Source organism: Gordonia sp. 852002-51296_SCH5728562-b, assembly GCF_001665475.1.
Classification (GTDB): Bacteria; Actinomycetota; Actinomycetes; order Mycobacteriales; family Mycobacteriaceae; genus Gordonia; species Gordonia sputi.
Genome location: NZ_LZMI01000008.1, coordinates 1 through 11,688, shown reverse-complemented (window position 1 = coordinate 11,688; position 11,688 = coordinate 1). Strand labels below are relative to the sequence as shown.

Here is an 11,688-nt window from a genome sequence, read left to right as displayed (position 1 = left end):
TGGCGCCCGGGTGTCGATAGGCTTGCGGGTAATGAATCCGTTCGACCTCGACGCGTTTCTGACCACGGGCGGGCTCGTCGGACTGTGCCTGCTGATCTTCATCGAAACGGGCCTGCTCATCGGTTTCGTATTCCCCGGCGACTCGATTCTGTTCACCGCGGGCGTCCTTGCGGCTCAGCCGGAACCTTTCGCCCCGCTCTGGCTGTTGTGTGTGCTGGTTCCGTTGGCCGCGATCCTCGGCGACCAGTGTGGATTCCTGATCGGTCGACGGCTCGGCCGCGGAGTGCTCGAGGGCCGTCTGATGCGCACAATCGGACCGACCTACATCGAGCGGACGCACCGCTTCTTCGACAGGTTCGGTCCGCTGACCGTGTTCTTCGGTCGGTTCATCGGGATCGTGCGCACATTGACCCCGCTTGTCGCGGGCTTCAGCGGGATGCGCCACTCGGTGTTCACGTTCTTCAGCGTTCTCGGCAGCATCGTCTGGGCGGCGGGCATCATCGTCCTCGGCTACTTCCTCGGGTCCGTGCCGATCATCCGCGATCACCTCGAACTGATCATCGTCGCGTCGGTGCTGACCGTGGTGGTGCCCACACTCATCGAGGGCGCCCGACGGTGGCGCGCAGTGCGTCGGCTGAAGGGGGTCGACGCAGTCGGGGCCGGTGGCGACGAGCGGGTCGGCGACGCTGAGGGTGGCGGTTCTGGGACCGGCAGTTGTGAGACCGGCAGTTCTGAGGGTGGCGGTTCTGAGGGTGACACCCCAGCCGGCGACGGCCATGAGGGTGGCGACTCGGACGTCGATGGACTGGGCGCGGGCTGCTCGGGAGAGTCGTAGAACTAGCATCGCGGGATCGCACACTCGATGCGCTCGCAGATGTTTACGCGTTTGTTCGTCGCGAAACGTAAAAATCCGACAGAATGACTTATCCACAAGCAAGCGTCGGGGTATCGCCGGGAGGCCCACCGGGTGGCAATATCTCAACGCACAACGCGCTTGACGAGTGAGGTCAGCAGCGCGGCCGGTGGGGTCATGCACAGTGGGGTCATATACGGAGGGGTCAGGGGGATGCGGGATCAGATGTCAGTCCAGCAGAACAATTTCGGGCAGCAGAACGATTTCGGGCAGCGCAACGACTTCGGGTCGACGAGCGACCACGAGTCGCAAGCGCAGGTTCCCGCAGCATTTCGAATGTCCTCTGCGCGATCACGATCCGGCGCGATCACGGTGGTGACCACACCGCAAGGTCTGCCGACGCGCGTCCGCATTGATCGATCGCAGCTCGAGAAGAGGCCTGACGTCCTCGCCGACGAGATCCTGCGGCTCTGCAGGCAATCGGCGATGGCCGCCGGTATCCGTTGGCGCGACGAGCTTCTCGAGGCCGGGGCGTCGCGCGACGTCGTCGATGCAACGGGCTTGCCGACCACCGACGACCTCTCCCGCGCCGAGCAACTCGACGACGAGCGCGACGACGTCCCGGCGTCGTGGCTGCGCCGGGTGTGAGGCGAAGACGATGACGGGTGCAATGGACGAACTCGAAGCGCGCGCACGGGCTCAACTGGGTCACCTTGCCGACTTCGGCGACCGGCTGGCCGCGTTGAGCGTGCGGGAGAGTTCGCCGGACGGACTGGTGACGGCGGAGGTCGACGGCAGTGGGGCGCTGACCGGTCTGTGGTTGGGAGAAGGCGCCAACGATCTCGGCGAGGTGCGGCTGGGCGAACAGATCGTCGCGACAGCACTTCTCGGTGCCCAACGTGCGTTCGCCGCACGTGCGGCGCTCACCGAAGAGTTCACCGCGGTCTTCGCCGAGCAGCTCGAGAGCCGATGACCGACACCGACGCAACGTCGGGAAATTCGATGGAACCTTTCGGGCGCAGGGCGCGTCAGATCCCCAAAGCTCGAAGAACCGCTCAAGCACAGATAGCCGCTCAAGCACAGAGAACCGTAAACCTGCAATCGCTCATCAACGAGGGGACCACATGGACAACGTGACGGTGACACCTGAAGTGCTGGAAGGCTTTGCGGCAACCAACGTGGCGATCGGCACCGCGGTAGGCGCGGCGGGCACGATCGACGCAGCGGCGAACACCGCTGCGATGATCGGGGTGTTCGGGCTCATCGGTCAAGAGTTCCTGGCGGCTTTCATCACCGCTCAGGCCAACCACTTGGTCGGGGTCGGGAGCCTCGCGGCCGTCCACGCATCGACTGCCGCGAGCACGGTGGCCGCACTCGCTGAATTCGACGCCAACGACGCGGCCGGTGCGGCAGCAATTCGGTCGGTGCTGTGAGCTCGCCGCAACCCGCCACGGGTGGGCCACATCTGCCCGACGCGATCGACACGTCGATGCCCGATGTTCCCGCGGTCAACAACATGTCGATCCAGGACATGATCGACGCCACGCCTCTCGGGCCGATCCTCGATAGGCCCGTTGGTGAGGTACTCGCCGGACTCGGCCTGCCGCAGATTCCACAAGTCCCGGCGCTACCGCCCATGCCGGGACTTCCGCCGCTGCCGACGATAGACATCGGCATGCTGCTCAAGCCGATCACCGATCTCCTGGGCGGATTCGGAACCGGCAACCTGGCCGGCGCACCGGTCGACCCGTCGATGCTCTTCGAGAGCTTGTCGACGGTGCTCGACACCGCGATGTCCACCGCCACACAGGCTCTCGGTGTGCTCGATACCTTGTGGGCGGGCCAGGCGTCGCTGGGTGCGACGACCAAAACGGCGCAGGCGAGCGCCGACAGTGCCGCGCTGTCGACCCAGGGCGGGGTGATGTCGATCGACATCCAAGCCGCAGCGGGGATCGTGGCGGCGGGCCTCGCGACCGTGCAGGGGATCATCGCGGCGACGATCGGCAAGATCGCGGTGCTCGGGCCGGGCCTTGTGACGCCGGTCGGGCAGGGCGCCGCGGTCGCATTCGCTACCGAGGGTCTTGCCGAGGCGACTGCCGCGGTCGCAGTGACTCGGGCCCAATTGCTCGGCCCGACAACGCAAATGGTCGTCAACGGGGCCCCTGTCAACGTGACCGCCCCGCCGACGGTCGCAACATCGGCAGCGCAGTCGCCGTTCGCGCTGGCCAGTTCGATCCTCGAGGCGGTCTCGCCCCTCGTCTCCACCGCGACACAACTGCCCTCTGCGTTGATGGCTCCTGTCAGCGAGATGCTCGGTATCGCCTCCGGCGACGGCGTCGACGCCGCACGTCTCGACCACGTCGCCGCCGGTGACGATCCCGATCTCGCAGGACCGCGCGGGGGATCGGGCGACGCCGCTGTCGGCGCGGCTGGGATGGGTGCCGGGGCTCTGGGTATGGGGGTTGGTGGTCTGGGTGCGGCGTCGGCGCCTCTCGGGGCCGCACGGGCGGGCATGTCTGCCGGGATCGGGAGCACCGAGCCTGCGTCGTTGACGCCGTCGCAGACAACTCGAACCGCCGGTACGACAACGACTCCCGTGCCGGCGTCAATGGCCCCGATGATGGCGGCGGGCGCGGCGCGCGGCGCAGCGGATGCCGCGGAGCACCACGAGATTCCTGACTACCTCGTCACCGAAGAACACGGTATGGAGGTGGTTGGCGAGTCGCACGAGGTGGCTCCCTCCGTGATCGGTGATCAACCTGCGCAACCCGAGTCATCGCCGACACCGGATATCCAACTTCGCCTCTTGTGGCACGACTCCGAACTGGAGACCGAGCCGCAGAGTTGATCCGTCCTCTCGCCAACGACCACTGTCCGAGACACCTGGAGGTGTGCCATGCCGGATCCGAAACTCAGCGTCGACCCCGACGAACTGATCACTGCCGCAAGAGATCTCGACCGATTGGCCGATCGAATTGAGGGCTCGGTGATCGGTACCGCCGATCGGCGGACGGTTGCCACGGCTGGTCGCGACGAGGTGTCAGTCGCGGTCGCGGGTTCCTTCGACGCCGTCGCGCGCGGGTTCGACGCCGACGCCGCGTCGGGAGTCCTCGAACTACGCAAAATCGCTGCCACATTGCGCGCCCAGGCGACACGGGTCGTCGACGCCGACGACGCGGTCGCACGCGGACTGCGTATCTGAGTCGGGCTGCGAAGCCGCACGTCAAGACATCGAGTACGACAAGAGCTGCCGGCGAATACCGCTGCAGTTGAATACCGCTGTAGCAGTCAAGCTCTCGACAGGAAGGAGGAGTGCAGTGACCGGTTTCACCGGCGTCATCTGGGACGCACGTACCACTGATCGGCTCGTGTCCGATCTCGCGTCCGGTGTCGGTCCTGCGCCCTTGATCGAGGCGGGAGGTGCATGGAGTGCTGTCGCGAGCGAGATGGGCGACGCCGCAGTCGAATACGGCACCATCCTGGCGCGGATGGGGGGATCGTGGGCATCCACCCACGCAAGCGAGGCGCTCGATCGACTGACCGCGTTGGGTGGCTGGTTTGCCGATGCCGCGGCGACCGCGGCGTCGAACGCTGTTCTCGCGCAGGAGCAGGGTGCGGCAGCAACAGTTGCGAGGCTGGCGATGCCCGCCGCCGGAGAGGTGGATCTGGTCGACGGACTGAGCGATCTCGCGAGGTCGGTGAGTGCGGTCGCGCCTGTCATCACGGGCGCTGCCGCCCACGCCGAGCGCGCCCGACACGACCAGCGCATGCGCGCGGCCCGCGTGATGGAGGCATACGAACAGGCTGCGACGCCCTCAGCGCAGCCGTGGCATGTCGAGGATCGCGCGCCGCTGCTGGTCTCCGACGCGGCACTGCTTGCCGAGCAGTCGGCGGCGAGCGCTGCTCGCAGCGCAGCGGACGCCGCGAACGTCGAGCCCCACACGGTGACAACAACAAACGCGACGACACGGCTGGCCGGGGGTGGATCGCCGTTCGGGCCAATGGTGCCGCCGCCGGTCACGGCCGGATACGCGGCGACGACCCTCGCGGCGGCCCCGCAGGCCACGGCGGCCGCTACGCCGACACCTACATCACGACCGATGCCATCGGAGTCGATGCCACCGCCCGTCGCCCCGTCGGTGGCTGCGACGACCGAGCAGCGTGTGACGCGAACAGTAGCGGTAGCCGCCGATCGCGGCGAACCGGTATGTGGCGCCGGGATCGCTCACGAGCCGCCTGCCACCTGGGCAGCCGCAGGCGTTGCGGTCTCCTCGCAGGTGACGATCGACTCCGGCGTTGAATCGGGCTCGCCGACAATAGATCCCGCCTATCTCGAGCAGACCCTTCGGCTCGGGGAGGTGTCGACGCGATGATCTGGACAGCGACGCGAGGTGGACGAGTGGATGTCGCGACTCTACGCCGGGTCGGTGCGCGGTTCGGTGTGACCACCTGGCCGGTCGTGCTCGACCTCCTCGCCATCGACGACGATGCCGAGCGTGCGCGCGCCGCACACTCCGCGGCCGACGCCCGCATCGCCGAGCTTCGACTCGTCGATGACGTGGGCGATCCCGTGCCATGGCTTGCGACCGCACTGCGGGTACTCGCGCTGCCCGACCGAGAGTTGGAGATCCGCACATTCACCGAATCCGACACCGTCCGTGCGTGTCTCGCGCGTCGCGACGATCACCACGTCTTCGCCGTGAGGAGCGGCGACACCATCGACATCACGGGCGTCGAGCTTCCTGACGTCGCCGCGGTCTCGGCGCTGGTACGTCGACACTGCACAGATCGCGGAGACGATGACAGGAGCGATCGGGGCATAGCGGACCAGAAACCCATAGCGCGCCCGGAACCCTTGGAGTTCGGTGCGCTCGCGTGTCCGTGCGACGAACTCGCAGATCGTCTCGGGCGTTGTCTGGCTACCGCTGAGGTCGCGCGAACACTGACGCGATTGGGTATGCCACCGGGCGATTCCGGCGCTGTGGCACGTGCTTTCGCGACGATTGAGCGTCGCATCGAAGTTGTCGCGGTCTCGCGCCGCGACGGAATGCTCACGCAATCCCCGGGAGCGCTCGGCGTCATCGACACAGCGCGAGGTCGAATTGTTGCCGGTCCCAGTAGATCTCCCGACGGCAGGGTGTGGACCACGCTGTCGCCGGGTTCGGGTCATCGCATCGGTCAGGCCGTGGGTCTGCTGATCGAGACCCTTCCCGACGGCTGGTGGCCCCGGTGACGTCCGGGCCACTCGTTCGGGAAGCGACGTCGGAACCGATTCCGAACGTCGTGCACACCAACGGTATCTGAGTCGCGGATACCGCGAGGCACCGTGATCGGTGCTCAACCACAGGAGGATCAGGATGCTCAATCTCGGTGACAACGGCGGGGGAGCGGTCAAGGTCGACGTCGAATCGGCAATGGCCACAACGAAATCGGTTGCGGGGGTGGTCGCCGACATGCAGGAGACCATCGGTCGCATCGCACGGGCATCGTCGAACGGCGCCGCGTCGTGGCAGGGCAAGGCGTCGGCGGCCTTCACCGATACCCACGCCGACTGGAACTCGTCGGCGCTGGCGTTGCACAACGCGCTCGACGACATTCGGAACAAGCTCAGCAGCGGCTTCACCGGATACGAGGACAACGATGCTCAGGTCGCGGGTGGTTTCCAGCCCGGAGGAGTGCGGATCTGAAGCAGGTTCTCACGATCAATCAGACTCGGGCACAACCACATTCACGCTCGACACATTCACGCTCGACACATTCACGCTCGGGAGCATTCGGTTCGAGCGATCAGAAGGGAATACAGACATGGGACAGATCGAATACAACTTTGCAGGTCTCGGCGATCTCAGCGGCAATCTCCAGTCGGAGTTCACGCGGCTGAGCGACCTCGCCGACGAACTCAAGCGGCAGGTCCACTCGCTCGACGCGATCTGGACGTCGGACATCGCCAAGGCGTCGTACGAGCAGGCGCAGGCGAATTGGGACCGCATCTTCCTTCAGTCGCGCGATCAACTGTTCGGCCTGCACCGCGGCGTGCAGAACGCGTCGAACACGATGTCGGAGCTCGACGGCGCGATCGGGCGCGGTTTCGGCTCCATCTGAATGTGACGTCCCGAATGGGGGCGGGGCGGGGTGGGGCCTGCGGTTGTGCCTGCGTGGTCCCATACCCGCCCGCGCGAAACGCCGGCATGTTCGTTCCGGGGTAGTCGGTTAGAGTCTCAGGCGACAAGAATGACCGGCGATGCCTGTGCGGCGGGCGGCAATGACGTCGATGGAAGGACAACACGGTGTCGGCAGAAGGTTCCAAGAAGGCAATTCTCGCGGCACTCGCGGCCAACGCCGGTATCGCCGTGGCCAAGTTCGTCGGATTCGCGATCACCGGGTCGTCGTCGATGCTCGCGGAGGGTGTGCACTCTGTCGCCGACACCAGCAATCAGGGGCTGTTGTTGCTCGGGCAGAAACGCGCGAGCCAGGAGGCCGACCAGCTTCATCCGTTCGGTTATGGGCGCGCCCGGTACTTCTATTCGTTCGTTGTGGCGTTGGTGATCTTCACGCTCGGTTCTATGTTCGCGATCTATGAGGGCATCGAAAAGATCACCCACGCAAACGATCACGGACTCGAGTCGCCGATCGTCGCGATCGTGATCCTGCTTGTCGCCATCTGCCTCGAGGGCTACAGCTTCACGACGGCCATGCGTGAATCGCGCCCGCTCAAGGGCGGTGCGTCGTGGTGGCGATTCATCCGCAACTCGCGGAATCCGGAACTCCCGGTGGTTCTCCTCGAAGACACGGGCGCGTTGATCGGTCTTCTACTGGCGCTGCTCGGCGTCGGGTTGACCATGATCACCGGCAATGCGGTGTGGGACGGTATCGGAACGCTGGCGATCGGCGTTCTGCTCGGCGTGATCGCGATCGTGCTGATCGTCGAGATGAAGAGCCTTCTGATCGGAGAGGGTGCGACGGTGGAGGAAGAGGTCGCTCTCCGCGAAGCGCTCGAGTCCGATGGGGTCGATCGCGTCATTCACATGAAGACCCAGTACCTCGGGCCCGACGAGCTCCTCGTGGCCGCCAAGATCGCGATCCCGGCCGGGACAGATGTGGTGGCGGTCGCGCATATCATCGACGACGCCGAGGCGAGAATCCGTACGGCCGTGCCACAAGCGAGGATCATCTATCTCGAACCCGACATTGATCGGGGCTCGGCGCAGCCCGCCGCAGATCGGGCCGACATGTCTTCGCGTTAAAGCCCTCACACCACCCGCGCAGTCGGTAGCGTGTGAATCCGCGATAACCGGAACGCCGGTTGCGTGAGCACACTGTCGAGTCGGGGGATCACAAGTCACTCCGACCCTGCGTCGGTCGAGAAGACGGACGACGCGTCGACGATGCTGACCTGACACTGCTGACCAGAAATGCAGGGAGAAGCGCTGATGGCCAACGCGTTCACACGCACCAAGTCTGTCGAGCAGTCGATGGCCGACACCGACGAGCCCGATCACAGACTTCGCAAGGATCTGACGTGGCGGGACCTGATCGTCTTCGGCGTCTCGGTCGTGATCGGTGCAGGTATCTTCACGATCACCGTGTCGACTGCCGGCGACAAAGCGGGTCCCGCGATCTCCCTGTCGTTCATCATGGCCGCCATCACGTGCGCACTGGCGGCGCTCTGTTATGCCGAGTTCGCCTCGACAGTTCCCGTCGCGGGGTCCGCATACACCTTCGGCTATGCGACATTCGGTGAGTTCCTTGCCTGGATTCTCGGCTGGGATCTGATCCTCGAGTTCGCGGTCGGTGCGGCCGTGGTGTCGAAGGGGTGGTCGAGCTACCTCGGCAGCGTGTTCGGCTTCTCCGGCGGGACCGTCGACGTCGGCTCACACACCATCGACTGGGGCGCGATTCTCATCGTCGCGGTTGTGACAACACTGCTCGCTCTGGGCACCAAACTGTCGTCGCGTGTCAGCGCAGTGATCACCGCGATCAAAGTCGGCGTCGTGCTGCTCGTCATCATCGTCGGCTTCTTCTACATCAAGACGGCCAACTACCACCCCTTCGTGCCGCCTGCGGAACACGCAGCAGGTGAAAAGGCTTCTGTTGATTCGACGCTCTTCTCGCTGATCACCGGAGGAGGCGACTTGTCCTACGGGTGGTACGGCGTGCTCGCCGCGGCGTCGATCGTGTTCTTCGCGTTCATCGGATTCGACGTCGTCGCCACCACCGCGGAGGAGACCCGCAATCCGCGCAAGGACGTTCCGAGAGGCATCCTCGGGTCGCTGCTGATCGTCACAGTGCTCTACGTGCTGGTCACGATCGTCGTCACCGGCATGGCGAACTACAAACAGCTCGCGAGCAGCGGCGGTGACTCGAAGAACCTCGCCGACGTCTTCGCGTTGAACGGGGTCACCTGGGCGGAGAAGGTGATCGCCATCGGCGCGCTGGCAGGCTTGACGACGGTTGTCATGGTGCTGATGCTCGGCCAGTCACGCGTCGCCTTCGCGATGTGCCGCGACGGTCTGCTGCCGCGCGGGTTGGCCAAGACGAGTCCGCGGTTCGGAACGCCTGTGCGGTTGACCGTGCTGATCGGTGTTGTGGTCGCCGTGGTCGCGGGCTTCTTCCCGATCAACAAGCTCGAGGAGATGGTCAACGTCGGAACGCTCTTCGCGTTCATCGTCGTCGCCGCGGGTGTGCTGGTCCTGCGTCGGACAAGACCCGACCTCGAACGCGGGTTCACCGTGCCGGGAGGACCGATCATTCCGGTGCTCGCGATTCTGGCGTGCCTATGGCTGATGCTGAATCTGTCGGCGCTGACCTGGATCCGATTCGTGATCTGGATGGCCATCGGCGTGCTGATCTACGTGCTCTACGGAATGCGCCATTCGATGGTTGGCCGTCGCGAGCGCGGCGAGGTCGAGGGCGTCGCCTCAGACAAGCATCTGTGAGCGTCGCCTCGCCGGGGCTCGCGCGGCACCGTGTCGCCGCTCGACGTGTGGCCAGCCATGGCCTTGTCTGCGGTATTAGATAGCCTCGTAGTGGAGTGACTTTCGGGTGCGCGCTTCGCGTACCCGTTCAATCGGCCGTCGGCGAACAGTCGGCGCGACACCCTCACACAGGCGCGTGCCCGGCGGCACACATCGGTGACATGCGATTTCACGGACAAGGGGAAGACATGACCATGGTGCAGAACGAGGCACCTCAGGTGGACACCAAGAACGGCATCGACTACAAGGTCGCCGACCTGTCGCTTGCCGAGTTCGGCCGCAAGGAGATCGGGCTCGCCGAGCACGAGATGCCAGGCCTGATGTCGCTGCGTCGCGAATATGCCGACGTCGCGCCGCTGAAGGGTGCGCGTATCTCCGGTTCGCTGCACATGACTGTGCAGACCGCGGTACTGATCGAGACCCTCGTCGCACTCGGCGCGCAGGTGCGGTGGGCGTCGTGCAACATCTTCTCCACCCAGGACCATGCCGCGGCCGCGATCGTCGTCGGCCCGCACGGCACCGTCGACGAGCCGAAGGGTGTTCCGGTCTTCGCGTGGAAGGGCGAGACTCTCGAGGAGTACTGGTGGGCGGCCGAGCAGATGCTCACCTGGCCGAATCCCGACGAGCCCGCGAACATGATTCTCGACGACGGCGGCGACGCCACCATGCTGGTGCTGCGCGGTGCGCAGTTCGAGCAGGCGGGTGTCGTCCCTCCCGCGGACGACGACGATTCTGCCGAGTACAAGGTGTTCCTCGAGCTGCTGCGCACCACGTTCGCCGAGGACAAGACCAAGTGGACGAAGATTGCCGAGTCGGTCAAGGGCGTCACCGAGGAGACAACCACGGGCGTGCTGCGGCTCTACCAGTTCGCTGCTGCCGGTGAACTCTCGTTCCCCGCGATCAACGTCAACGACTCGGTCACCAAGAGCAAGTTCGACAACAAGTACGGCACGCGACACTCGCTGATCGACGGCATCAACCGCGGCACCGACGTGCTCATCGGCGGCAAGAAGGTGCTGATCTGCGGCTACGGAGACGTCGGCAAGGGTTGCGCAGAGTCGCTCGCAGGCCAGGGCGCTCGCGTGCAGGTCACCGAGATCGATCCGATCAACGCGCTGCAGGCGCTCATGGACGGATTCGACGTCGTCACCGTCGAGCAGGCGATCGGCGACGCCGACATCGTCGTCACCTCGACGGGCAACAAGGACATCATCCTGCTCGAGCACATGAAGCAGATGAAGAACCAGGCCATCCTCGGCAACATCGGCCACTTCGACAACGAGATCGACATGGCAGGCCTGGAGAACTCTGGCGCAACCCGCATCAACATCAAGCCGCAGGTCGACCAGTGGGTCTTCGGCGACGGCAAGTCCATCCTCGTCCTCAGCGAGGGGCGACTGCTCAACCTCGGCAACGCGACGGGTCACCCGTCGTTCGTCATGAGCAACAGCTTCTCCAACCAGGTCATCGCGCAGATCGAGCTGTGGACCAAGAACAACGAGTACGACAACGAGGTCTACCGGCTTCCCAAGCACCTTGACGAGAAGGTCGCGAAGATCCACGTCGAAGCGCTCGGTGGCACTCTGACCAAGCTCACCAAGGAGCAGGCGGAGTACATCAACGTCGACGTCGAGGGGCCGTACAAGCCCGAGCACTACCGCTACTGATCTACCCGCTGCTGATCCTCGCGCTGCCGATGGATCAGAGCGGAGGCAGACGATAACGAGCCGGGGGCGTCGACGACAACTGTCGTGGGCGCCCCCCGCTCGTTCGGTCGGCGATCGCTCTCGCGCTCTACGTGCTGTAGGAGGGCTGAGCGTTGGGGCAGAAGTACCAGGTGCCCAGGGAGGTGCTGGAGGT

At 65.2% G+C, this 11,688-nt stretch carries 12 protein-coding genes and 1 pseudogene; all 13 read left to right on the top strand.

Features of this window, described 5'->3' with window-relative positions; all coding sequences use genetic code 11:
* Positions 1–31: 31 nt before the first annotated feature.
* A pseudogene (locus tag A5766_RS01185) lies at positions 32–634 on the top strand (DedA family protein); the annotation flags it as partial.
* 555 nt (positions 635–1,189) lie between these two features.
* Positions 1,190–1,501, top strand: coding sequence for a hypothetical protein (locus A5766_RS01180; protein WP_064903139.1), 312 nt, complete (start codon positions 1,190–1,192; stop codon positions 1,499–1,501).
* Between the two features lie 10 nt (positions 1,502–1,511).
* Positions 1,512–1,826: a YbaB/EbfC family nucleoid-associated protein gene (locus A5766_RS01175; RefSeq protein ID WP_082933568.1), complete on the top strand. Its 315-nt coding sequence runs from the start codon at positions 1,512–1,514 to the stop codon at positions 1,824–1,826.
* A 151-nt stretch (positions 1,827–1,977) separates the two neighbouring features.
* A complete protein-coding gene (locus A5766_RS01170) occupies positions 1,978–2,286 on the top strand; it encodes a type VII secretion target (protein ID WP_005207992.1) in 309 nt (102 codons plus the stop codon).
* Positions 2,283–3,701 (top strand): hypothetical protein, encoded by a 1,419-nt coding sequence (locus tag A5766_RS01165; RefSeq protein WP_387316751.1) that lies wholly within the window; start codon positions 2,283–2,285, stop codon positions 3,699–3,701. The genes A5766_RS01170 and A5766_RS01165 overlap by 4 nt, the downstream gene beginning before the upstream one ends.
* A gap of 48 nt (positions 3,702–3,749) precedes the next feature.
* The gene (locus tag A5766_RS01160; RefSeq protein WP_064862053.1) at positions 3,750–4,055 is read left to right on the top strand and encodes a PE family protein; all 306 of its coding nucleotides are present in this window, start codon (positions 3,750–3,752) and stop codon (positions 4,053–4,055) included.
* Between the two features lie 115 nt (positions 4,056–4,170).
* Positions 4,171–5,226, top strand: coding sequence for a PPE domain-containing protein (locus A5766_RS01155; protein ID WP_064864717.1), 1,056 nt, complete (start codon positions 4,171–4,173; stop codon positions 5,224–5,226).
* Entirely contained in the window at positions 5,223–6,086 is an 864-nt protein-coding gene (locus A5766_RS01150; RefSeq protein ID WP_064862051.1) for an ESX secretion-associated protein EspG, read from the top strand. Before A5766_RS01155 ends, A5766_RS01150 begins: the two co-directional genes overlap by 4 nt.
* Positions 6,087–6,210: 124 nt before the next feature.
* A complete protein-coding gene (locus A5766_RS01145) occupies positions 6,211–6,540 on the top strand; it encodes a WXG100 family type VII secretion target (RefSeq protein ID WP_005207997.1) in 330 nt (109 codons plus the stop codon).
* 118 nt (positions 6,541–6,658) lie between these two features.
* Positions 6,659–6,955 (top strand): WXG100 family type VII secretion target, encoded by a 297-nt coding sequence (locus A5766_RS01140; protein WP_005207998.1) that lies wholly within the window; start codon positions 6,659–6,661, stop codon positions 6,953–6,955.
* Positions 6,956–7,140: 185 nt separating this feature from the next.
* Complete coding sequence (locus tag A5766_RS01135; protein ID WP_005207999.1) at positions 7,141–8,097, top strand: cation diffusion facilitator family transporter; 957 nt, start codon at positions 7,141–7,143, stop codon at positions 8,095–8,097.
* A gap of 186 nt (positions 8,098–8,283) precedes the next feature.
* Positions 8,284–9,789 carry an APC family permease gene (locus A5766_RS01130; protein WP_064903137.1) on the top strand — a complete coding sequence of 502 codons (1,506 nt, stop codon included), beginning with the start codon at positions 8,284–8,286 and terminating at the stop codon, positions 9,787–9,789.
* 227 nt (positions 9,790–10,016) lie between these two features.
* Positions 10,017–11,495: an adenosylhomocysteinase gene (ahcY, locus tag A5766_RS01125; RefSeq protein WP_039856658.1), complete on the top strand. Its 1,479-nt coding sequence runs from the start codon at positions 10,017–10,019 to the stop codon at positions 11,493–11,495.
* The last annotated feature ends 193 nt before the right edge of the window (positions 11,496–11,688 follow it).

Bases quoted from the DNA above. Each gene is read 5' to 3' on its own strand.
- A5766_RS01180 (WP_064903139.1), top strand. From the start codon at position 1,190: ATGTCCTCTGCGCGATCACGATCCGGCGCGATCACGGTGGTGACCACA.
- A5766_RS01175 (WP_082933568.1), top strand. From the start codon at position 1,512: ATGACGGGTGCAATGGACGAACTCGAAGCGCGCGCACGGGCTCAACTG.
- A5766_RS01170 (WP_005207992.1), top strand. From the start codon at position 1,978: ATGGACAACGTGACGGTGACACCTGAAGTGCTGGAAGGCTTTGCGGCA.
- A5766_RS01160 (WP_064862053.1), top strand. From the start codon at position 3,750: ATGCCGGATCCGAAACTCAGCGTCGACCCCGACGAACTGATCACTGCC.
- A5766_RS01150 (WP_064862051.1), top strand. From the start codon at position 5,223: ATGATCTGGACAGCGACGCGAGGTGGACGAGTGGATGTCGCGACTCTA.
- A5766_RS01145 (WP_005207997.1), top strand. From the start codon at position 6,211: ATGCTCAATCTCGGTGACAACGGCGGGGGAGCGGTCAAGGTCGACGTC.
- A5766_RS01140 (WP_005207998.1), top strand. From the start codon at position 6,659: ATGGGACAGATCGAATACAACTTTGCAGGTCTCGGCGATCTCAGCGGC.
- A5766_RS01130 (WP_064903137.1), top strand. From the start codon at position 8,284: ATGGCCAACGCGTTCACACGCACCAAGTCTGTCGAGCAGTCGATGGCC.
- ahcY (WP_039856658.1), top strand. From the start codon at position 10,017: ATGACCATGGTGCAGAACGAGGCACCTCAGGTGGACACCAAGAACGGC.